We start from the raw sequence: 23,787 nt of genomic DNA, 5'->3' as shown, positions 1-23,787 counted from the left end.
CGGACATAAGCCCGCCCGCACAGAGCCGCCATAACACACTTGCAGGCAGCAAACTTGCTGGCGGCAATTATGCGGATCTGGGCACTGAATGACTATGAATGTCGGGTTCTCACACCCGATCGCTGAACAACCAGCGACGACCCAAGCCTAGAGAGCGGACGTCCGACGGACAACCTGAAAACCTTGTGGGAAGGTTCTGGCTGTTTCGCAGCGGATTTAAACAGCCAAAAAGCAAACCCTCACCCTAACCCTCTCCCAGAGGGAGAGGGGACTGACCGAGGTGTTTGGGGGAGATACGCCAACGTGAAACTCCGAGTTGAACTCAGGATTTGAAAAGCACACAAATCAGCCCCTTCTCCTCGGGGAGAGGGCTGGGGTGAGGGGCAAATCCACAACAAAAATAACGCCGAACACCCGCTCTTCACCACTCAATAGGCCGAGTGTCAGCTCGCCTGCTCTTGATCTTGATCCACCGGCGACGTCCGAAGGCTGAGTGGAGGGATTGATCCGGGCGTGGGAGCGCAGCGACCGTCTGGCGCAGCCAGACACAGCGGAAGGAGGTGCAGCGAAGCAAACCGGAGCCGCTGCGCCCGGATCAGTCCCGGAGCGAAGGAACCCGAGCCTGCGAGGGCCGAACGCAGGAGCTAGCGTTTTGGGTTACCTTTTTGGCGTTTGAAAAAGGTGACTCGCCGTAAGGGCGGAACCGCAATCCGCAACACCCGCAGAAACGGATATACACCCAAAACCCAAGAGCCTGGTCGGCCCAAAGGCCGCCAAGGTGCCACCAATCGAAACACCCAGTTGCACCAAGTAAAACTCCCCAATCCCTGCCCCAATCCACCCCACCAAAGCCCACCGCGAAAACCCCTCAACCCCGCCCATCCCCAAGGGTATAAATAAGTAACACCAAGCCCCACCCAAGCGCACCCGACACCTTCAGCGCACCATTTCAGTGCCCCGAATGCACCGCAAAAACCACCCGCAAACGGTCAAATGCGTCAAAAGTTATACGGATGCGACATTAAGGTACGTTCGTGCCACCGTTTAACGCCGCCGACCGCTCTGGATCTTGCATTGGGTATGGGGCCTGCATAAGTATCCGCAGGCACGACTCACGAGGTCGTACCTCACAACTAAAAAATGACAACAAATCATGAGGCCAACATGCTTAAACACGCGGTCATTCCGTTTCTAGTCGGCGCAGGCTTGTTAGCCTCCGCACCTTTCGCCACCGCTGCGACTAACCTGGTGTTCTGCTCCGAAGGGAGCCCGGCCGGTTTTGATCCAGGCCAGTACACCACCGGAACCGACTTCGACGCCTCAGCCGAAACCATGTTCAACCGCCTGACCCAGTTCGAGCGCGGCGGCACCGCCGTGATTCCTGGCCTGGCGACCAAGTGGGACATTTCCGATGATGGCCTGACTTACACCTTCCACCTGCGTGAAGGCGTCAAGTTCCACACCACCCCGTATTTCAAGCCGACTCGTGAATTCAACGCCGACGACGTGCTGTTTACCTTCAACCGCATGATCAACAAGGACGACCCGTTCCGTAAGGCGTACCCGACCGAATTCCCGTACTTCACCGACATGGGGATGGACACCAACATCACCAAGATCGATAAAGTCGACGACCACACCGTCAAGTTCACTCTGAAAGAAGTCGACGCTGCGTTCATCCAGAACATGGCCATGAGCTTCGCCTCGGTGCAGTCCGCCGAATACGCAGCGCAACTGTTGAAAGAAGGCAAGCCTGCCGACATCAACCAGAAGCCGGTCGGCACTGGCCCGTTCGTATTCAAGAGCTACCAGAAAGACTCGAACATCCGTTACACCGGCAACAAGGATTACTGGAAACCTGAAGACGTGAAGATCGACAACCTGATCTTCGCCATCACCACCGACCCGTCGGTGCGTATCCAGAAGCTGAAAAAGAACGAGTGCCAGGTCACCCTGTTCCCGCGTCCGGCCGATCTGAAAGCGCTGAAAGAAGACAAGTCCCTGAAGATGCCGGATCAGGCTGGCTTCAACCTGGGCTACATCGCTTACAACGTGATGGACAAGGTCAAGGGCAGCAACGAGGCCAACCCACTGGCTGACCTGCGTGTGCGCCAGGCGCTGGACATGGCCGTGAACAAGCCGCAGATCATCGATTCGGTTTACCAGGGCGCCGGCCAACTGGCGGTCAACGCCATGCCACCGACCCAGTGGTCCTACGACACCACGATCAAGGATGCCAAGTACGACCCTGAGAAAGCCAAACAGCTGCTCAAGGAAGCCGGCGTCAAGGAAGGTACCGAGATCGTCCTGTGGGCGATGCCGGTGCAGCGTCCGTACAACCCGAACGCCAAACTGATGGCTGAAATGCTCCAGTCCGACTGGGCCAAGATCGGCTTGAAAGTGAAGATCACCAGCTACGAGTGGGGCGAGTACATCAAGCGTTCCAAAGGTGGCGAGAACCAGGCCATGATCATTGGCTGGAGCGGTGACAATGGTGATCCGGACAACTGGCTCAACGTTCTGTTTGGCTGCGACTCGCTGAGCGGCAACAACTTCTCCAAGTGGTGCGACAAGAAGTTCGACGGCCTGGTGAAAGAAGCCAAACGCACTACCGACCAGGGCAAGCGCACCGAGCTGTACAAACAGGCGCAACACGTCCTCAAAGATGCAGTTCCAATGACACCTATCGCTCACTCGACGGTGTATCAACCCATGCGCGCCAACGTGCAGGATTTCAAGATCAGCCCATTTGGCCTGAATTCCTTCTACGGCGTCAGCGTCAGCAAGTAAGACATTGCAACGGCGGCGTTTCTGACGTCGCCGTTGCTTTATCTACCGGGAAAAAAGGAAAAGGCCTACACCCAAATCCGCCGCAGATGATTGCTTCGGTATAGGCGCGTCGACTTTTCCTACGAGCATTAAGGCAATTACGTATTTACTGCCAGAGGCACGGTGCCTACCGTCGCGTACTGACCAGTGTCTGCGTGGGCCACCGGTTTTGCCGTACGTATTTGGATTGAGCTCAATGCGACCAGAAAGTCCCGGGATCGGGATCCAGGTGCATTGCATAACACTAAAAAAAGAGGGAGCGTCATGCGCCATACCTTGGTTTTTTCCGCACTGTTGGGCGCCGGCCTGTTGGCCGCCACGTCTGCAAGCTACGCCGCCAGCGACAGCCTGGTGTTCTGCTCGGAAGGCAGCCCGGCGGGTTTCGATACCGCGCAATACACGACGGCCACCGACAACGACGCCGCCGAGCCGCTGTACAACCGCCTGGTGGAGTTCGAAAAAGGCGCGACCAATGTCGTACCCGGTCTGGCAACCAAGTGGGACATTTCCGAAGATGGCCTGAAATACACCTTTCACCTGCGTGAAGGCGTGAAATTTCACACAACCCCTTACTTCAAGCCGAGCCGCGATTTTAACGCCGACGACGTGCTGTTCACGTTCAATCGCATGCTCGATGCGCAACAGCCGTTCCGCAAGGCCTATCCCACCGAGTTTCCGTACTTCAACGGGATGAGCCTGAACAAGAACATCGCCAAGGTCGAGAAGACCGGGCCGCTGACCGTGGAGTTCACGCTCAACAGTGTTGACGCCGCGTTCATCCAGAACATCGCCATGAGCTTCGCCGCCATTCTGTCTGCCGAATACGCCGACAAGCTGCTGGCCGACGGCAAGCCGAGCGACATCAATCAGAAGCCGATCGGCACCGGACCGTTCGTGTTCAAGAGCTACCAGAAAGACTCGAACATCCGTTACACCGGTAACCCGCAGTACTGGGATCCGAGCCGGGTCAAGCTGAAGAACCTGATTTTCGCGATCAACACCGACGCGTCGGTACGTGTGCAGAAGCTCAAGGCCAACGAGTGCCAGATCACCCTGCACCCGCGTCCTGCCGATGTTGAAGCGCTGAAGGCCGACCCGAAACTGCAACTGATTTCCAAGCCAGGCTTCAACCTCGGCTACATCGCCTACAACGTGCGCCACAAGCCGTTCGATCAACTGGAAGTGCGTCAGGCGCTGGACATGGCGGTGAATAAACAGGGAATTCTCAACGCTGTTTATCAAGGCGCCGGCCAACTGGCCGTCAACGCCATGCCACCGACCCAGTGGTCCTACGACGACACCATCAAGGACGCCGCCTACAACCCGGAAAAAGCCAAGGAACTGCTCAAGGCCGCCGGCGTGAAAGAAGGCACCGAGATCACCCTGTGGGCGATGCCGGTGCAGCGTCCATACAACCCGAACGCCAAACTGATGGCCGAAATGCTCCAGTCCGACTGGGCCAAGATCGGTCTGAAAGTGAAGATCGTCAGCTACGAATGGGGCGAGTACATCAAGCGCACCAAGAACGGCGAGCACGACGTCAGCCTGATTGGCTGGACCGGTGACAACGGGGATCCGGACAACTGGCTGGGCACGCTGTACAGCTGTGACGCCATCGGCGGCAACAACTACTCCATGTGGTGCGATCCGGCTTACGACAAGCTGATCAAACAGGCCAAGGTCGTCACCGACCGCGACCAGCGCACCGTGCTTTATAAACAGGCCCAGCAATTGCTTAAACAGCAAGTGCCGATCACGCCTGTCGCCCACTCGACGGTCAACCAGCCGTTAAGCACCCGGGTTGAAGGATTCAAAGTCAGCCCGTTCGGCCGCAACGTGTTCTCGGGTGTCAGTATCGATTAAACCAACCGATTAGCCGCAATGCTGAGGGGAGCCGTCTACTCCCCTCACGCAAGCGCTTTGCCTAAATTCGCCAATCCGGCTTTTTGCAAACGTTTGCGATGTGTGAACGAGTTCTAAACCAATAACCGGCATACCAAAAAAAGCCGGGATAAAAAGAAAGTAAAGGAGCTTCACCCATGAAACTGAGCAGCACCGCGATACTGGCCCTGGCCATCAGCAGCATCACCGCCACGGCTTATGCGGAAACCCAGAGCCAGGCGTTCACCCCGGTGACCGTCAACACCAAGAGCGCCCAGGCTGAGGCCACTGGGTTCGTCGAAGGACAGTCGATCACCGGTACGACACGTAACTGGTACGCCAACGAGCAACTGAAGCGCGGCGGCAAATTCTCCTATAAAAAAAATGGTTCTCCGGCCGAAACTGACCGTCGGATCAACTGGGTGCAAGGGACCATCGTCAAGTACAACTCGGGTTTCACCGAGGGCACTGTAGGTATCAGCACCGAAGTTGCGGCATATAACGCAATTGCGCTTGAACGTGATCGTGAAAATCTGGCTTCCGGAAATGGCGGCGCCCCAAAGACGGGCGTGGGATCGGGTAACAACCGCACCCTGACGCACAAGAATAACGGTGAAGCCGTAGATCAGTGGAGCAAGGTAGGCCTTGCCAACATCAAGGCGCGCGTTTCCAACACCACTCTGACTGCCGGTCGTATGAGCTTCAGCAGCCCGCAGGTCGACGTGATCGGCAACCGTGCACTGCCTTCGAGCTTCGAGGGTGTCTCCCTGCACAGTGAAGAGTTGAACAATCTGTCCTTCGACTTGGCCACTTTTGATCGCGTCTCGCCACGATCGGAACAAAGCCTGCAGAAATTCCGCGCCGAGTATGCCAACGGCCGTGTCGAATCCGACAAGGTCAACACCGCCGGTATCAGCTATCAGCCGCTCGAAAGTCTGAAAACCAGTCTATGGGGCACGCAAGTTGAAGATCTGTGGAACCAGTACTACTTCGGCGCCACCCATGAACTGGGTGACAGCAGCGTCCTCGCCCTGACTACCGGTTTCAACTACTACAAAACCGTCGACGAAGGTAAGAAGCTGCTGGGCGACATCGACAACGACACCTACTCGCTGTCGTTCGGACTGACCCACCAAGCGCATAACCTGACCTTCTCCTACCAGCAAGTAAACGGTAACGAGTACTTCGATTACCTGCACGAGACTAACGGTATCTACCTAGCCAACTCCCTGCTGTCGGACTTCAACGGCCCGAACGAGAAATCCTTCCAGGTTTCATACGCCATCAATATGGCCGAGTACGGTGTGCCGGGCCTGAAATTCAACATCTATCAAGCTCGCGGCTGGGGAATCGATGGCACGCACTACAACGGCAACAAAGGCGTTGAAGGCAAAGGCTACGACGGCATCCAGGAACAGGATGGCGAGCACCACTATGAATACGGCATCGGTGCGACCTATGCGGTACAAAGCGGTCCTCTGAAAGCCACCACGATTCGCGGCACCTACACAGCCCACCGTGCGAGCGAGTTCCAATCGGACGGCAGCATCAACGAGTTCCGTCTCGTAACCACCATCCCGTTCAACATTCTGTAAAAACGCCAACCGACGGCTGACTCATGATGAGTCGGCCGTTCGGTTTTCTGTCTTCAACCGATTGCAGAGGGTTATCGATGAAAATGCTTCCCCTACGTGCGGCCATCGCGGCTGCGTTGCTGAGTGTCGCTGTCGGCGCCTCGGCCAAACCCTTGGTGGTCTGCACCGAAGCCAGCCCGGAAGGCTTCGATATGGTCCAGTACACAACTGCAGTCACGGCGGACGCTGTGGCCGAAACCATCTTCAATCGCCTGGCCGATTTCAAGCCCGGCACCACCGAAGTGATCCCGGCGCTCGCCGAGTCCTGGGACATCAGCGAAGATGGCCTGACCTACACCTTCCACCTGCGCAAAGGCGTCAAGTTTCACACCACCGAATATTTCAAGCCGACCCGCGACATGAATGCCGACGACGTGGTCTGGAGCTTCCAGCGTCAGCTGGACCCGAATCACCCGTGGCACAAACTGTCGAGCGTAGGCTTCCCGTACTTTGAAAGCATGGGCTTCAAGGAACTGCTCAAAAGCGTAGAAAAAGTCGACGACAACACGGTCAAGTTCACCCTGACCCGTCGCGAAGCGCCGTTCCTGGCCGACATCGCCATGGCCTTCTCGTCGATCTACCCGGCCGAGTACGCCGACCAGTTGCTCAAGGCCAACAAGACCGGCGATCTTAACAACAAGCCGATCGGCACCGGCCCGTTTATCTTCCAGCGCTACGCCAAGGATGCGCAGGTGCGCTTCAAGGCCAACCCGGATTATTTCCGTGGCAAGCCACCGGCCGACGCGTTGATCCTGGCGATCGCCACCGACAACAACGTGCGCCTGCAAAAGCTCAAGGCCAACGAGTGCCAGGTCGCGCTGTATCCGAAACCGGATGACATCCCGAGCATCAAGAAAGACAGCAAGCTGAAAGTCGACGAGCTGGACGCGATGACCGTTTCGTACATCGCCATGAACACCCAGCACAAGTACATGAGCGACGTACGCGTGCGCAAAGCCATCGACATCGCGTTCGACAAGGAAGCCTACGTCAACGCGCTGTTCGGCAAGGGCAACGCGTCGGTGGCGGTCAACCCGTACCCGCCGACCCTGCTCGGCTACAACCATGATCTGAAAAACCCGCCACGCGACCTCGACAAGGCGCGCGCGCTGCTCAAGGAAGCCGGGGTTCCGGAAGGCACTACCTTCACCCTGTTCACCCGTAACGGCGGCGGTCCGACCAACCCCAACCCGATGCTTGGCGCGCAAATGATGCAGGCTGACCTGGCGAAAGTCGGGATCAAGATCGACATCCGCGTGATGGAATGGGGCGAAATGCTCAAGCGCGCCAAGGCCGGCGAGCACGACATGGTCTCGGCCGGATGGGCGGGCGATAACGGCGACCCGGATAACTTCCTGACGCCTATGCTCAGTTGCGAGGCCGCCAAGAACGGCGAAAACTACGCACGCTGGTGCAACGAGAAATTCCAGGCACTGCTGGATGAAGCGCGGGCTAAAGTAGATCCGGCCGAACGCGCCGCGCTCTACGAACAGGCCCAAGTGCTGTTCAATCAGGACCAGCCATGGATCAGCATGGCCCATACTCGGATGTTCACTGCAATGCGCAACAATGTAGAGGGCTACCACATCAGCCCTCTCACCACTAATAACTTCGCCACCACCCAGGTGAAGTAGATAAGAAACGCCCGGCGTCCCTTACCTGAGGGACGCCGGACACGCCTAACCGGCTGATGAGGTACCACACAAGATGTTTAGTTTTATTGCCCGCCGACTGGGGTTGTTGATCCCCACGTTTTTCGGCATCACCTTGCTGACTTTCGCGTTGATTCGCATGATTCCGGGCGACCCCGTGGAAGTGATGATGGGCGAACGTCGGGTCGACCCCGAAATGCACGCTCAGGCAATGGAACGCCTGGGGCTGAACAAGCCGCTGTATGCCCAGTATCTGGACTACATCGGCAAACTGGCCCAGGGCGATCTCGGTGAGTCGTTGCGTACCCGTGAAAGCGTGTGGACCGAGTTCACCTCTCTTTTCCCGGCGACCCTGGAACTGTCCATGGCCGCCCTGCTGTTCGCTGGCATCCTCGGGCTTCTGGCCGGGGTGATCGCGGCACTCAAACGAGGATCGCTGTTCGACCACGGGGTGATGGGCATCTCCCTCGCGGGCTATTCGATGCCGATCTTCTGGTGGGGCCTGATCCTGATCATGTTCTTCTCGGTGAGCCTGGGCTGGACCCCGGTGTCCGGGCGCATCGACCTGCTGTATGACATCGAGCCGAAAACCGGCTTCATGCTGATCGACACGCTGCTGGCCGATGACGTCGGCGCGTTCTTCGACGCCCTCCATCACCTGATCCTGCCGGCCATCGTGCTCGGCACCATTCCGCTGGCGGTAATCGCGCGGATGACCCGTTCGTCGATGCTCGAAGTGCTGCGCGAAGACTACATCCGCACCGCCAAGGCCAAAGGCCTGTCGCCGTCGCGCGTGGTGTTCGTGCACGGTCTGCGCAATGCGCTGATTCCGGTGCTGACCGTGGTCGGCCTGCAGGTCGGCACGCTGCTGGCCGGTGCGGTCCTGACCGAAACCATCTTCTCCTGGCCCGGCATCGGTAAATGGCTGATCGAAGCCATCGGCGCCCGGGACTATCCGGTGGTGCAAAACGGCATCCTGTTAATCGCCTGCCTGGTGATTCTGGTCAACTTCGTGGTGGACATCCTCTACGGCTTTGCCAACCCACGCATCCGTCATCAGCGCTGAGGTCAATACCCATGAGCACTCCAACATCCTCAGTAGCCACCGCCACGTCCGCCGTGGATCAAAGCCTGCTGTACCCGTCGCCGTACAAAGAATTCTGGCAAGCGTTCTCGAAGAACAAGGGCGCCGTTGCCGGCCTGCTGTTCATGCTGCTGATCATCTTCTGCGCGATCTTCGCGCCGTGGGTCGCGCCGCATAATCCGAGCGAGCAATACCGTGACTTCCTGCTGACGCCGCCGGCGTGGCTCGAAGGCGGGCAGATGCAGTTCCTCCTCGGCACCGATGAACTCGGCCGTGACCTGCTGTCGCGTCTGATCCAGGGTTCGCGCCTGTCGCTGCTGATCGGCTTGTCGTCGGTGGTGATGTCGCTGATTCCGGGGATCCTGCTGGGTCTGTTCGCCGGTTTCTTCCCGAAAGTGGTCGGCCCGACCATCATGCGTCTGATGGACATCATGCTGGCCCTGCCGTCGCTGCTGCTGGCCGTGGCGATCGTCGCCATCCTCGGCCCTGGCCTGATCAACACCGTGATCGCGATTGCTGTGGTTTCCCTGCCGTCCTACGTGCGTCTGACCCGTGCTGCCGTGATGGGCGAACTCAACCGCGACTACGTCACCGCCGCGCGTCTGGCCGGTGCCGGTCTGCCGCGCCTGATGTTCATCACCGTGCTGCCCAACTGCATGGCGCCGCTGATCGTGCAGGCAACCCTGAGCTTCTCCTCGGCGATTCTCGATGCCGCTGCACTGGGCTTCCTCGGCCTCGGCGTCCAACCGCCAACCCCTGAGTGGGGCACCATGCTGGCCTCGGCCCGCGACTACATCGAACGCGCCTGGTGGGTGGTAAGTCTGCCTGGTCTGACCATTTTGCTCAGCGTGCTGGCAATCAACTTGATGGGCGACGGCCTGCGCGATGCGCTGGACCCGAAACTCAAGAACGCCGCCTGAGGAGATTCAAATGTCACTGCTAGAAATCAAGAATCTCAACGTCCGCTTCGGCGACAAGACCGCGACCCCGGTGGTCGACGGCCTAGACCTCAAGGTCGACAAGGGCGAAGTACTGGCCATCGTTGGCGAGTCGGGTTCGGGTAAATCCGTGACCATGATGGCGCTGATGGGCCTGATCGAGCATCCCGGCATCGTCACCGCTGACTCGCTCAGCTTCGACGGCAAGGACATGCTCAAACTGAGCAATCGTCAGCGTCGGCAGATCGTCGGCAAAGACCTGTCGATGGTCTTCCAGGACCCGATGACCGCGCTGAACCCCAGCTACACCGTCGGTTTCCAGATCGAGGAGGTGCTGCGCCTGCACCTGAAAATGTCCGGCAAGCAAGCGCGCAAGCGTGCCATCGAACTGCTGGAAAAGGTCGAGATCCCGGGCGCCGCCAGCCGCATGGACGCCTATCCGCATCAACTGTCTGGCGGTATGAGCCAGCGCGTCGCGATCGCCATGGCGATTGCCGGCGAGCCGAAACTGTTGATCGCCGACGAACCGACCACCGCGCTGGACGTGACGATTCAGGCGCAGATCATGGATCTGCTGCTGGCGTTGCAGAAAGAGCAGAACATGGGCCTGGTGCTGATCACTCACGACCTCGCGGTCGTGGCGGAAACTGCCCAGCGCGTCTGCGTGATGTACGCCGGTCAAGCCGTGGAAGTCGGTCAGGTGCCGCAACTGTTCGACATACCGGCGCACCCGTACAGCGAAGCGCTGCTCAAGGCGATTCCCGAGCACAGCCTCGGCGCCTCACGCCTGTCGACCTTGCCGGGCATCGTCCCGGGCCGTTACGACCGACCGCAGGGTTGCCTGCTGTCGCCGCGCTGCCCGTATGTGCAGGACAACTGCCGCACCCAGCGTCCGGGCCTTGATCCGAAAGCCAACAGCCTCGCCCGCTGCTTCTACCCGCTGAACCAGGAGGTGGCGTAATGGCCGTCGTACTTACCGCCCGCGACCTGACCCGTCACTACGAAGTCTCCCGTGGCCTGTTCAAGGGCCACGCCACCGTGCGCGCGCTTAACGGCGTGTCGTTCGAACTGGAAGCCGGCAAGACCCTCGCCGTAGTGGGTGAGTCGGGCTGCGGCAAATCCACTCTCGCCCGCGCCCTGACGCTGATCGAAGAGCCGTCGTCGGGTTCGCTGCAGATCGCCGGCCAGGAAGTCGCCGGCGCCGACAAGGCCGAGCGCAAGCAACTGCGCAAAGACGTGCAGATGGTGTTTCAGAGCCCGTATGCGTCGTTGAACCCACGGCAGAAAATCGGTGATCAATTGGCCGAGCCGTTGCTGATCAACACCAAGCTGTCGGCCAGCGAACGTCGCGAGAAAGTCCAGGCGATGATGAAGCAGGTCGGCTTGCGGCCCGAGCATTACCAGCGCTATCCGCACATGTTCTCCGGCGGTCAGCGCCAGCGTATCGCTCTGGCGCGGGCAATGATGCTGCAACCGAAAGTGCTGGTCGCGGACGAACCGACTTCGGCACTGGACGTATCGATTCAGGCCCAGGTGCTGAACCTGTTCATGGATTTGCAGCAGGAGTTCAACACCGCCTACGTGTTCATCTCGCACAACCTCGCGGTGGTGCAGCACGTGGCCGATGACGTGATGGTGATGTACCTCGGCCGCCCGGTGGAATTGGGTCCGAAAAACGACATCTACGAACGCCCGCTGCACCCGTACACCCAGGCGCTGCTGTCGGCGACCCCGACCATCCACCCGGACCCGAACAAGCCGAAAATCAAAATCGTCGGCGAACTGCCCAACCCGCTGAACCCGCCACCGGGCTGCGCTTTCCACAAGCGCTGCCCGTACGCGACCGAACGCTGCAGCACGGAAGAACCGCTGTTGCGTGAGCTGGATAATCGGCAGGTGGCTTGCCACTACGCCGAGCAGTTTCTCGACGGCGCGGCGTAGGCCCACGAAATATCTCATGTGGGAGCGAGCCTGCTCGCGAAGGCGTCATTTCGGTCAACATCATCGGTGACTGATTAACCGCTTTCGCGAGCAGGCTCGCTCCCACAGGGAATTCGTGTTGATTCAAGAGTTCACGCGATAACAAAACCCCTTCCACCTCAATTGCGCATCAGTCGAGGCAGAAGGGGTTTTTCTTTGGCCGGCGATCTATGTCTGGCTATCGCCTTCGTCATCCGGATCATCGGTGTCCGGCTCGTCGGTCGTCGAGTCATCATCTTCGGCGCTGCCACCCTGATTCATATCCCCCGGCTCCGACTCGGATTTGGCCAGCATCAGCCCGCTATGCCCGACCTGCCCATTGAACGCCTGAGATTCGTGATCCTCGCACTCGGCCCAGGCCGTTGCCGTGCCGAGGGACAGCATCACCATCACTTTCAACAACATCAAAACCCGTAGCAATCTGCTTTTCATGGCCGACTCCATCCTGTTGCGCTAAGACATGCTTGCCGGACTGGCTCCGTGTGAAATCTAGTCGCGATCCGACCGGCTCACCACTTAGGACGCGGCGGTGCGGGGAGAAATGCCCTCGATGCACAGATTGCTTTCGAATAACCCCGATAACCGATACTGCTAAGCGCCGCGTGTGGCCTGCCAGGTCAGTGGAATGGACATCAGCACCAGCAGCGCACTCATCAGCCAGACGCTGTGCCCGCCAAACTGGCCATACAGCTGACCGCTGAGCACCGGCGACAACAACGCGCTGGCACTCCAGCTCATGAAGAACAGCCCGAAGTACTGACCGCTCTTGCCGCTCTGCGCAAAGTGCATCGCCAGCACATTCAGTGGAGGCATGAACAGCGCCTCGCCCAGCGTCCAGATCAGCGTCGACAGACAGACAAAAGCCAAGCCGGAACCGAACGGCAACATGCCCAGCCCACAGGCCAACAGGACACTGCCAACGAGCATCTGCCAACGCGAGCCCCAACGCTCGACCGCGTGCGATAGCGGGATTTGTAAAGCGATCACCAACAGCGCATTGAGCCCGAACTGCCAGCCGATCGCCTCTGTGCTCAGGTGGTAGTAATCACGCAGATAATTGCCCAGCGTGCTGTAGACCGTGTCGAACGCGATGCCGAGCACGGCCGTCGCCGCCAGCAACCAGAGGAACGGCTTGTCGCGAAGCGGCACGCTCGAGCCATCGGCGGATTCGTCTCCAACCACCAGCACCGGCCGCCGCCACGTTGTGCGCACGAACCACAGCAACGCCAGCATCGTCATCGCTGCACTGGCAAAAAACACCCAACGAAAATCCGCTTGCGCCAACATCCCACCCGCCACCCCGGCAGCGGCCATGCCCAGATTACGCGCGACCCGACTCAGGGCCTGCGCACGCGAGCGTTGCGCGACTTCGCAATACTCCATGATCAGCCGCTGATGCAACGTCCGAATCGCCCCATCGATGACACCGCTAAGCAATAGCAAACCGGCGAGCCAAGGCACCTGCGTCACCAGCCCCAACAGCATCAGCACCCACACCGAAACGAAAAACAGCGCCGCCGTCAGCCGCGCCGTGCGCACGTGATCACTGAGCCAGCCACCGAGCATCGAACCGACCAACAACCCAGCGCCATAGGCCGACAGCAACCAGCCGACGGTTTCAATCGCCAGCCCCAGTTCCTGACGCAGGTACAGCGCCATGAACAACTTGACCATGGCGCTGAGGCGGTTGATGAACAACAGAGCCGCGAGGACCCAGGCCATGGGGGTGAAATAGCCTTTAAGAAGCAACAGGGGATTCAGCCGACTTGTCACTCCATTGACCTCTTCGAACGACTTGCAGGGATTGAAACACTAACGATCAACACGGCGGTTGTCGCACACCTGCACACCAAAACCAGGAAAAAAAGGATTCGCCCTACAACCTGCTGTAGGACATGCCGCAGGCTGAGAACTTTTGACCTTGCTTTTCAAGCTCGCACTCTCCAACAGCCGAGCTGGATTGATTGCATCAAACAGAAAATCGTCGGCTCGCAGATCGCCTTCGCGAGCAGGCTCACTCCCACAATTGGAGTGGGGACGACCTCAAGAAACAGGCCGGCTGTCAGGCCGCCATCGCGAGCAGGCTCACTCCTACAATTTGACCGCGTACCTCCTCAGAAACAGGCCGGCTGTCAGGCCGCTTTCGCGAGCAGGCTCGCTCCCACAATTGGATTGGGGACGACCTCAAGAAACAGGCCGGCTGTCAGGCCGCTTTCGCAAGCACGCTCGCTCCCACAAAAAAGCAAAGCAGCGCAGCTGCACGCGGCAAAGCCGCCCCACTCAAAACAATGAGCGCAAGCTCGAGTGCCTTTGATCTTGCTTTTGATCCACGGGCGACGTCGGAAGGCTGAGTGGAGGGATTGATCCGGGCGAGGGAGCGCAGCGACCGTTCGACGAAGTCGAACACAGCGGAAGGAGGTGCAGCGAAGCAAACCGTAGCCGCTGCGCCCGGATCAGTCCCGGAGCGAAGGAACCCGAGCCTGCGAGGGCCGAACGCAGGAGCAAGCCTTTTCGGTTACCTTTTCGGCGTTTGGAAAAGGTGACTCGCCGTAAGGGCGAAACCGCCAGCCGCAGCCCCCGCAGCAACGGATATTCACCCAAAACCCCAACAGCCTGGTCGGCCCAAAGGCCGCCAAGACCAAAACCGGCAGCCCATAAAAAAGCCCCCAAGGCCTACACCTCAGGGGCTTTCAATGATGCTCACGCGTCGCGCGGAATAAAGTGATCGGCTCATATGAGCACTCGACCTTGTATTCCTCTTTCAAACGGCTGGCGACCACATTGAACTGCAGCACAGACGCGACGCTGAGCATGATGTCGTTGCTGCGCTCCGGGAAGAACCCCTGCGTCGCGCCGTCTTCCGCCAACTGCTGCAGACCCTGACGCAACTGCCTGGAGACGCAACGATGTTATAAGGCATAGGCCCTGAAGTCGTTGCTGTCGCGAATCAGTAATTGCATCAGCCTGGGATGGATGAACAGCTTTTCCTTACCGACCTGCACTTCTTGCAGAACGCCAATGGCGACCAGCTCTTTGAGGTAGCGGGAGGCGGCTTGACGCTGGGCAATCTGTTTATCAACGACGTTGCTGATGCGGCAGTAGGGTTGCTCGAAAATGACGTCCACCAGCTCGCGGGAATATGTTTTTGGTAGTTGCTCTCGAACAAACTGGGTGGTGTGCTCGGACAGGCTGCGGATGGCGGCGATTTTGGCGCTGGTCCAGCGGGCGGTTTCCTCCACAGCGCTGAGCATGTAAAGCAGCCAGGGTTCCCATGCTTGCTCGCGAGTGACATCGAGCAGCAATCGATAGTACTCGGCGCGGTGCGCGATGATGTAACGGCTGAGGTAAAGGATCGGCAGGTTCAGCAAACCTTCTTGAATGAGGTACAGAGTATTGAGCACTCGTCCGGTACGGCCGTTGCCATCGGTAAACGGGTGAATCGCCTCGAACTGGTAATGCCCAACGGCCATACGCACCAGTGGATCCAGATCCGTCTCGTTGTGCAGAAAGCGTTCCCAATTAGCGAGCAGATCACGCAGGTGATCCTCACCTTCGGGAGGTGTGTAGATGATCTCACCTGTACGGTCGTTGGCTAACTGAGTACCGGGCACACGGCGTATGTCCATATCCACACCTTTGAGAGTGCGACAAATCTCGACTGCCGTACCAGTGGAAAGTGGGCGTTCGGCCAAAGACTGGAAGCCATGATGGAGAGCCTTGCGATAGCGCAGAGCTTCTTTAGTAGCGGGGTCGGCGTGATTTTCGCCATCATGGGCGTGCTGAAAGAGCAAATCCGTGGTGGTGACTATGCTTTCGATTTCGGAGCTGTCCTTCGCTTCCAGCAATGGGATGGTGTTGATTAACACCGTTTGGTTCGGAATGAGCTCGGCTGCCTGCTTCAACTCCGCAAGCGCTGTGCGGGCCTCGATGCAGCGCTTGAGCACTGCTCGAGTCTCCAGCTCTGCTTTGGGTGGTAAGGTCGGAAGCTGGTTATACGGCTTGTCCGCCGTCCAAGGAAGTGCGTGTATGGTCATGGATGAAGGGCCTGATCCTTGGGATAAACATTAAGGTAAGGACACCTGTATGCGCCCCCTTATGGCGTCAGTGTAAACATGTGCGCTCTACGTGTCGCTTTTTTGAGATTTTGACGACACGTCATGATCTCATGTCGCTGACGACGACATGTGCGCATGTCGTGTCTTCAAAATGGATTTCAAGCGACGTATTGTTCTCCAACCCAGCGCACGTTATGAAGACAGACCATGCTCGGCCCAAAAGCCAAGACCAAAACCGGCAGCCCATAAAAAAGCCCCCAAGGCCTACACCTCAGGGGCTTTCAGAAAAACACCTCAAACCTTAATGATGCTCCCGCGTCGCGCGGAATTTCACATCCGGCCACCGCTCTTCCATCAACGCCAGATTCACCCGCGTCGGCGCCAGGTAAGTCAGGTGACCACCGCCATCGAGCGCGAGGTTCTCCACCGCCTTGTTGGAAAACTCCTCAAGCTTCTTCTTGTCGTCGCACTCGATCCAGCGCGCCGAATACACAGTGATCGGCTCATACGAGCACTCGACCTTGTATTCCTCTTTCAAACGGCTGGCGACCACATCGAACTGCAGCACACCGACGGCGCCGAGAATGATGTCGTTGCTGCGCTCGGGGAAGAACACCTGCGTCGCGCCCTCTTCCGCCAACTGCTGCAGGCCCTGACGCAATTGCTTGGACTTCAGCGGATCACGCAGACGCACGCGACGGAACAGTTCCGGGGCGAAGTGCGGAATACCGGTGAAACCGAGGACTTCGCCTTCGCTGAAGGTGTCGCCAATCTGGATCGTGCCGTGGTTGTGCAGACCGATGATGTCTCCAGCGTACGCCTCTTCCAGTTGCTCACGCTCGGAGGAGAAGAACGTCAGGGCGTCGCCGATGCGCACGTCCTTGCCGGTGCGCACGTGGCGCATCTTCATGCCTTTTTCGTACTTGCCGGAGCAGATACGCATGAAGGCGATGCGGTCGCGGTGTTTCGGGTCCATGTTCGCCTGGATCTTGAAGATGAAGCCCGAGAACTTCTCTTCCACTGGCTCGACAGTACGCTCGTTGGCCACACGGGCCAGCGGACGCGGCGCCCAATCGACGACAGCATCGAGCACGTGGTCGACACCGAAGTTGCCCAGCGCCGTACCGAAGAACACCGGGGTCAGTTGGCCGTCGAGGAATTCCTGCTGGTTGAATTCGTGACAGGCGCCCTGCACCAGTTCCAGCTGTTCGATGAAGCGCTCGTACTCATCGCCCAAGTGCGCGCGCGCCTCGTCGGAGTCGAGTTTCTCGATGATCTTGGTTTCGGTGCGCTCGTGACCGTGACCGGCGGTGTAGACAATGATGTAGTCGTCGGCCAGGTGATACACGCCCTTGAAATCGCGGTAGCAACCGATCGGCCAGGTGATCGGCGCAGCCTTGATCTTCAGAACGGCTTCGATCTCGTCGAGCAGTTCGATCGGGTCGCGGATGTCACGGTCGAGTTTGTTGATGAAGCTGACGATCGGCGTGTCACGCAGACGGCAGACGTCCATCAGCGCAATGGTCCGTGGCTCTACACCCTTACCGCCGTCGAGCACCATCAAGGCCGAGTCCACCGCTGTCAGGGTGCGGTAGGTGTCTTCGGAGAAGTCTTCGTGGCCCGGGGTGTCGAGCAGGTTGATCATGTGTTCGCGATAGGGGAACTGCATGACCGACGTGGTAATAGAAATACCCCGCTGCTTCTCCATCTCCATCCAGTCGGATGTCGCATGGCGATCGGATTTGCGGGATTTCACCGTACCGGCCACTGCAATCGCCTTGCCCATCAACAGGAGCTTTTCGGTGATTGTGGTTTTACCGGCATCGGGGTGGGAAATAATGGCGAAAGTGCGGCGTTTCGCGACTTCGGCGGCCTGTTGGGTCATGGGAAATCGCCTGGCGGTGATTCAAAAAAGGGCGGCGAGTATAGCTTAAAAAGTGATCGCCAAACCACCGTCCCTCGGCCGCGCAAAACCCCGTAGGAGCTGCCGAAGGCTGCGATCTTTTGATCTTGTTTTCAGCAGCAAAGTCAAAAGATCGCAGCCTTCGGCAGCTCCAACAGGGTGGCCAAATAGTGTCTAACGTGGGAACCTTTTAAAGCACGGAGACGTCCATCCCCTGTTACGAACTTTCGTCAGGGGCTGAAAAATCAGCAAGTTAGCCTGACGAGGCTGCGCTCATGGCTCGCTTTCAGACCGCTTTGCCGGCTCTGAAAAACGGCTACTTTTCGCGAACGACGCTCCCGGCAGCCAAGGCTTGGCATGCCACACGGGACTGCGCTCGCCGACTACAAAAAAAGGAGTCCGCCTGTGGCTATCCGCTATGGCAAAGGGCTGATGGGAGGTGCGGTGGTGATCGCGCTCCTGGCCCTGCTGGTCCACTGGATCGGCATCAACACGATCGAACACTACCGCGACGATTTGTTGTTTTACCTGCAAGCTCATCTGATTCTCGTCCTCGCTTCCATGCTGGCCGCCCTTGTCGTGGGCATTCCCGCCGGTATCTTCCTCAGCCGCCCGACCATGGTCGGCCGCGCCGAACGCTTCATGCAAATCTTCAATATCGGCAATACCGTGCCACCGCTGGCCGTGCTCGCGATTGCGCTGGGCATCCTCGGCATCGGCAGTGGCCCGGCAATCTTCGCGCTGTTCCTCGCCTCGCTGTTGCCGATTGTGCGCAACACCTATGAAGGCCTGAAAAATGTGCAGGGCTCGCTGAAAGAAGCCGCTGTCGGCATCGGCATGACGCCGCGCCAAGTGCTGTGGAAAGTCGAATTGCCCAACGCCGTGCCGATCATCGTCGGTGGCGTGCGTGTCGCACTGGCGATCAACGTCGGCACTGCGCCGCTGGCGTTCCTGATCGGCGCCAACAGCCTCGGCAGCCTGATCTTCCCTGGCATCGCCCTGAACAACCAGCCGCAACTGCTGCTCGGCGCCGCGTGCACCGCGCTGTTGGCGCTGTTGCTCGATGGCGTGGTCACCCTCGCCAGCCGTCTCTGGCTGGAACGCGGTTTGCGCCCGTCTTAAGGCTTTGCGAAGGAATATTTATGAAACGACTTAGCTTGATCTTAGGCTGCGTCCTGCTGTTCGCAGGAATCGCGCAAGCCGCTGAAAAACCGGTCATCCGCCTTGGCGCCCGGGTCTTCACCGAGCAGACCCTGCTCGCCGAAATCACCGCGCAATACCTGCGCAGCAAAGGCTATGACGCGCAGATCACCGGCGGTCTGGGCAGCAACCTCGCCCGCAGCGCCCACGAAAGTGGCCAATTGGACCTGCTCTGGGAATACACCGGCGTGTCGCTGGTGGCCTATAACCACGTCACTGAAAAACTCGACAGCGCGCAGTCCTACGCCCGGGTCAGAGAGCTCGACGCGAAGAAAGGCCTGATCTGGCTGACGCCGTCGAAATTCAGCAACACCTACGCCCTCGCTCTGCCGAAAAAAATCGCCGAGCAATATCCGCAGATCGGCAACATCAGCCAGCTCAACGAAGTGCTGCGCGCCGAGGCCAAGACCAACCACTTGGTGGCGCTGGACACCGAGTTCGCCAACCGCTCCGACGGTCTCGACGGCATGGTCAAGCTCTACGACATGAACCTGACCCGCAAGAACATCCGGCAGATGGACGCCGGCCTGGTCTACACCGCGCTGCGTAACGGTCAGGTGTTTGCCGGTCTGGTCTACACCACCGATGGCCGCCTCAACGCCTTCGGCCTGAAATTGCTGGAGGACGACAAGCATTACTTCCCCGACTACACCGCAGCTCCCGTGGTGCGTCAGGCCACGCTGGACGCCAATCCGAAACTGGCCGAACAACTCAAGCCGCTGGCCGAACTGTTCGACGACGAAACCATGCGCCAGCTCAACGCGCGAGTCGACGTCGACCACGAGAGCCCTTCGTCCGTTGCCGCCGATTTCCTGCGCCAGCATCCACTGAATTAAGAGAGGAGAAGTCATGGAATTTCTGAACGCCTTTTCCCATCTCGACTGGCAGCAGGTAATGCACCTGACCTGGCAGCACATCACTCTGGTCGGCATCGCCGTGACCCTGGCGATCGTCATCGGCGTGCCGCTGGGCATCCTGATGACACGCTTTCCCACCCTCGCCGGCCCGTTGCAGGCCAGTGCCACGGTGCTGCTGACCGTGCCGTCGATCGCCCTGTTCGGTCTGCTGCTGCCGTTCTATTCCAAGTTCGGCCAGGGCCTGGGGCCGCTGCCGGCGATCACCGCCGTGTTCCTTTATTCGCTGCTGCCGATCATGCGCAACACCTACCTCGCCCTGACCGGCGTTGAACCGGGCATCCGCGAAGCCGCGCGCGGCATCGGCATGACCTTCGGCCAGCGCCTGCGCATGGTCGAACTGCCGATTGCGGTGCCAGTGATCCTCGCTGGCGTGCGCACCGCCGTGGTGATGAACATCGGCGTGATGACCATCGCCGCCACCATCGGCGCCGGCGGCCTCGGTGTGTTGATCCTCGCCTCCATCAGCCGCAGTGACATGTCGATGCTTATCGTCGGCGCGCTGCTGGTCAGTCTTCTGGCGATCTTCGCCGACCTGTTTCTCCAATGGCTGCAACGCTCGTTGACTCCAAAAGGACTCCTGAAATGATCGAACTTCAAAACCTCAGCAAAACTTTCCAAAGCAACGGCAAAGATGTCAAAGCCGTGGATTCGGTAAGCCTGACCGTCAATGAAGGCGAGATCTGCGTGTTCCTCGGGCCATCGGGTTGCGGCAAAAGCACCACGCTGAAAATGATCAACCGCCTGATCAAACCGACTTCGGGCAAGATCCTCATCAACGGTGAAGACACCACCGATCTCGACGAGGTGACCCTGCGCCGCAACATCGGCTACGTGATCCAGCAGATCGGTCTGTTCCCGAACATGACCATCGAAGAAAACATCGTCGTGGTGCCAAAACTGCTCGGCTGGGACAAACAGAAATGCCACGACCGCGCCCGCGAACTGATGAGCATGATCAAGCTCGAGCCCAAGCAGTATCTGCATCGCTACCCGCGTGAACTGTCCGGTGGTCAGCAACAGCGTATCGGCGTGATCCGCGCCTTGGCCGCTGATGCGCCGCTGCTGTTGATGGACGAGCCGTTTGGCGCGGTCGACCCGATCAACCGCGAGATGATCCAGAACGAATTCTTCGAGATGCAACGCGCGCTGAACAAGACCGTGATCATGGTCAGCCACGACATCGACGAAGCGATCAAGCTGGGCGACAAGATCGCCATTTTCCGCGCCGGCAAACTGCTGCAGATCGACCACCCGGACACCCTGCTCGCGCATCCGGCGGATGATTTCGTCAGCAATTTCGTCGGTCAGGACAGCACGCTCAAACGCCTGCTGTTGGTGAAAGCCGAAGACGCGGCGGACAACGCGCCGTCGGTCAGCCCGGAAACGCCAGTGGCCGATGCGCTGGAATTGATGGACGAGCACGACCGTCGCTACGTGGTGGTCACCTGCGCCGAGAACAAGGCGCTGGGGTACGTGCGCCGTCGCGACCTGCATCGTCAGACCGGCACCTGCGCGCAGTTCCTGCGTGAGTTCAACGCCACCGCAGCGTACGACGAGCACCTGCGCATCCTGTTGTCGCGCATGTACGAGTTCAACCGCGCCTGGCTGCCGGTGATGGATGCCGAACGGGTATTCCTCGGTGAAGTGACGCAGGAGTCGATTGCGGCATACCTGAGTTCGGGACGTTCACGGGGGATGAAGACCAGTATCGTCTCGCCGGCTGAGACCGTGGTCGCGTAAACCATCTACGCGGTTGAAACCCGATCCCTGTGGGAGCGAGCCTGCTCGCGAAAGCGCAATATCAGTCGACGCTGATGGCGGCTGTGAAAATGCCTTCGCGAGCAGGCTCGCTCCCACAGGATCTACGTAATTTTGTTGATCTTCACTGGGTGACAAAGAATCTCAACAGCCTCTCCTGCAAGAGCGTCGTCAATTCAGCTTCTTCAAGGTTCAAATCCCCCTTCAAAAGACTCTCTCGCTGCCAACGTCGCCGATGTTGCCGCCATCACACTTACCAACGATCTAGCCGACAAAAGCCACGAACGTGCAGGTATTTTTAACACTCGAAAATTCGCCGGGAACATCTGCCCGTCATCTCGGTCGGGTAGAAGGAGTGATGAACGCGACGCACGTCAGAAGCGTGCAAAAACGCGACATTTTTAGTTGATCTCGCGCCCCTCACGCCCTAAAGTTCGCGCCGAACGTCCATGCTGGAAACGATCCATCCGGCTCAAGTACTGACGACGAGACAGCAAGGCCAAGGGATAGCTGCACATCTCTGGGCCTTTTTGCTTTCGGCGGCAATGCCTTGGGAAGTAGGCGAACCAAAGTGGGGATACGGAGGGCGTTCATGCACCCATTGTTTTTACGAGTTTGCCCATAGGAGCACCCAGCATGTCGATCCAGGTCGAAGACTATTTCGCGCGCGCTACATTCGACAAAATGAAGGCGTTCGCCGACAAACAGGAAACCCCGTTCGTGGTGATCGACACCGCGATGATCGCCCAGGCCTACGATGACCTGCGCGCCGGTTTCGAATTCGCCAAGGTCTACTACGCGGTCAAGGCCAACCCGGCCGTCGAGATCATCGACCTGCTCAAAGACAAGGGTTCGAGCTTCGACATCGCCTCGATCTACGAGCTGGACAAAGTCATGGATCGCGGCGTCAGCCCGGACCGTATCAGCTACGGCAACACCATCAAGAAATCCAAGGACATCCGCTACTTCTACGAGAAAGGCGTGCGTCTGTTCTCCACCGACTCCGAAGCCGACCTGCGCAACATCGCCAAGGCTGCACCGGGTTCGAAAGTCTATGTGCGCATCCTCACTGAAGGCTCGACCACTGCTGACTGGCCGCTGTCGCGCAAGTTCGGCTGCCAGACCGACATGGCCATGGACCTGCTGATCCTCGCTCGCGACCTCGGTCTGGTGCCGTACGGCATCTCGTTCCACGTCGGCTCGCAACAGCGCGACATCAGCGTCTGGGACGCGGCGATCGCCAAGGTCAAAGTAATCTTCGAGCGTCTGAAAGAAGAAGACGGCATTCACCTGAAGCTGATCAACATGGGCGGCGGCTTCCCGGCCAACTACATCACCCGCACCAACAGCCTGGAAACCTACGCCGAAGAGATTATTCGCTTCCTCAAGGAAGATTTCGGTGACGACCTGCCGGAAATCATCCTCGAGCCGGGCCGTTCGCTGATTGCCAACGCCGGTATTCTGGTCAGCGAAGTGGTGTTGGTTGCGCGCAAGTCGCGCACTGCTGTCGAGCGTTGGGTTTACACGGATGTGGGCAAGTTCTCCGGCCTGATCGAAACCATGGACGAAGCGATCAAGTTCCCGATCTGGACCGAGAAGAAAGGCGAGATGGAAGAAGTCGTCATCGCCGGCCCGACCTGCGACAGCGCCGACATCATGTATGAGAACTACAAGTATGGCCTGCCGCTGAACCTGGCGATTGGTGATCGTCTGTACTGGCTGTCGACCGGTGCGTACACCACCAGTTACAGCGCGGTCGAGTTCAATGGCTTCCCGCCGCTGAAGTCGTTTTACGTTTAAGGAGCAGCTGCAAGTTTTGAGCTGCAAGCTGCAAGTGAAAAGCCCACGAATTTGTGGGCTTTTTTGTGGGTGTTCGGCTGGGGAGGTTTTTTGTACTAGATACCATAGCCCCTCACCCCAGCCCTCTCCCGAGGGAGAGGGAGCCGACCGAGTGGT

Annotated in this window: 17 protein-coding genes and 1 pseudogene; 13 read left to right on the top strand and 5 right to left on the bottom strand. The window is 58.8% G+C overall.

All coding sequences use genetic code 11. The annotated features are described in order from the left end of the window. The first annotated feature begins 1,164 nt into the window (after positions 1-1,164). The 8 genes from AB4N85_RS25840 (at position 1,165) to AB4N85_RS25805 (ending at position 11,959) form a co-directional block, all read left to right on the top strand. Complete coding sequence (locus AB4N85_RS25840; RefSeq protein ID WP_252868797.1) at positions 1,165-2,790, top strand: ABC transporter substrate-binding protein; 1,626 nt, start codon at positions 1,165-1,167, stop codon at positions 2,788-2,790. A 303-nt stretch (positions 2,791-3,093) separates the two neighbouring features. Beyond that, positions 3,094-4,692, top strand: coding sequence for an ABC transporter substrate-binding protein (locus AB4N85_RS25835; RefSeq protein ID WP_041477956.1), 1,599 nt, complete (start codon positions 3,094-3,096; stop codon positions 4,690-4,692). Between the two features lie 176 nt (positions 4,693-4,868). Next, positions 4,869-6,305, top strand: a complete 1,437-nt coding sequence (locus AB4N85_RS25830; RefSeq protein ID WP_056782911.1) for an OprD family porin — start codon at positions 4,869-4,871, stop codon at positions 6,303-6,305. A 77-nt stretch (positions 6,306-6,382) separates the two neighbouring features. Further along, positions 6,383-7,978: an ABC transporter substrate-binding protein gene (locus AB4N85_RS25825; protein WP_024011590.1), complete on the top strand. Its 1,596-nt coding sequence runs from the start codon at positions 6,383-6,385 to the stop codon at positions 7,976-7,978. Positions 7,979-8,051: 73 nt separating this feature from the next. After that, the gene (locus AB4N85_RS25820; protein WP_016771720.1) at positions 8,052-9,062 is read left to right on the top strand and encodes an ABC transporter permease subunit; all 1,011 of its coding nucleotides are present in this window, start codon (positions 8,052-8,054) and stop codon (positions 9,060-9,062) included. A gap of 11 nt (positions 9,063-9,073) precedes the next feature. After that, positions 9,074-10,000 (top strand): ABC transporter permease subunit, encoded by a 927-nt coding sequence (locus AB4N85_RS25815; RefSeq protein ID WP_016771721.1) that lies wholly within the window; start codon positions 9,074-9,076, stop codon positions 9,998-10,000. A 10-nt stretch (positions 10,001-10,010) separates the two neighbouring features. Beyond that, positions 10,011-10,979 (top strand): ABC transporter ATP-binding protein, encoded by a 969-nt coding sequence (locus AB4N85_RS25810; protein ID WP_016771722.1) that lies wholly within the window; start codon positions 10,011-10,013, stop codon positions 10,977-10,979. Continuing rightward, positions 10,979-11,959 carry a peptide ABC transporter ATP-binding protein gene (locus AB4N85_RS25805; protein ID WP_041477953.1) on the top strand — a complete coding sequence of 327 codons (981 nt, stop codon included), beginning with the start codon at positions 10,979-10,981 and terminating at the stop codon, positions 11,957-11,959. The genes AB4N85_RS25810 and AB4N85_RS25805 overlap by 1 nt, the downstream gene beginning before the upstream one ends. A gap of 207 nt (positions 11,960-12,166) precedes the next feature. Here the strand turns inward: AB4N85_RS25805 and AB4N85_RS25800 are convergent, their stop codons facing one another. The 5 genes and pseudogenes from AB4N85_RS25800 to AB4N85_RS25780 form a co-directional block, all read right to left on the bottom strand. Then, positions 12,167-12,430: a hypothetical protein gene (locus tag AB4N85_RS25800; RefSeq protein ID WP_236169301.1), complete on the bottom strand. Its 264-nt coding sequence runs from the start codon at positions 12,428-12,430 to the stop codon at positions 12,167-12,169. 159 nt (positions 12,431-12,589) lie between these two features. After that, positions 12,590-13,720: an MFS transporter gene (locus AB4N85_RS25795; RefSeq protein ID WP_252868796.1), complete on the bottom strand. Its 1,131-nt coding sequence runs from the start codon at positions 13,718-13,720 to the stop codon at positions 12,590-12,592. A 986-nt stretch (positions 13,721-14,706) separates the two neighbouring features. Continuing rightward, positions 14,707-14,895: pseudogene (gene prfC / locus AB4N85_RS25790) on the bottom strand (peptide chain release factor 3); the annotation flags it as partial. Between the two features lie 12 nt (positions 14,896-14,907). After that, entirely contained in the window at positions 14,908-16,032 is a 1,125-nt protein-coding gene (gene fic, locus AB4N85_RS25785) for a protein adenylyltransferase Fic (RefSeq protein WP_252868795.1), read from the bottom strand. Between the two features lie 322 nt (positions 16,033-16,354). After that, entirely contained in the window at positions 16,355-17,938 is a 1,584-nt protein-coding gene (locus AB4N85_RS25780) for a peptide chain release factor 3 (protein WP_016771727.1), read from the bottom strand. Positions 17,939-18,388: 450 nt separating this feature from the next. On the opposite strand from AB4N85_RS25780, the gene AB4N85_RS25775 reads away from it, so the two are divergent. The 5 genes from AB4N85_RS25775 (at position 18,389) to AB4N85_RS25755 (ending at position 23,631) form a co-directional block, all read left to right on the top strand. Continuing rightward, positions 18,389-19,078, top strand: coding sequence for an ABC transporter permease (locus AB4N85_RS25775; RefSeq protein WP_172667905.1), 690 nt, complete (start codon positions 18,389-18,391; stop codon positions 19,076-19,078). Between the two features lie 20 nt (positions 19,079-19,098). After that, positions 19,099-19,992, top strand: coding sequence for a glycine betaine ABC transporter substrate-binding protein (locus tag AB4N85_RS25770; RefSeq protein ID WP_095180363.1), 894 nt, complete (start codon positions 19,099-19,101; stop codon positions 19,990-19,992). Positions 19,993-20,005: 13 nt separating this feature from the next. Beyond that, entirely contained in the window at positions 20,006-20,659 is a 654-nt protein-coding gene (locus tag AB4N85_RS25765) for an ABC transporter permease (RefSeq protein WP_039759484.1), read from the top strand. Continuing rightward, positions 20,656-21,813, top strand: a complete 1,158-nt coding sequence (locus AB4N85_RS25760; RefSeq protein ID WP_016771732.1) for an osmoprotectant ABC transporter ATP-binding protein OsmV — start codon at positions 20,656-20,658, stop codon at positions 21,811-21,813. The genes AB4N85_RS25765 and AB4N85_RS25760 overlap by 4 nt, the downstream gene beginning before the upstream one ends. Positions 21,814-22,467: 654 nt before the next feature. Next, positions 22,468-23,631, top strand: coding sequence for a type III PLP-dependent enzyme (locus tag AB4N85_RS25755; protein ID WP_016771733.1), 1,164 nt, complete (start codon positions 22,468-22,470; stop codon positions 23,629-23,631). The last annotated feature ends 156 nt before the right edge of the window (positions 23,632-23,787 follow it).

The sequence above is a fragment of the Pseudomonas sp. H1_G08 genome (assembly GCF_054681355.1).
This window is presented reverse-complemented; position numbering and strand designations above follow the sequence as displayed.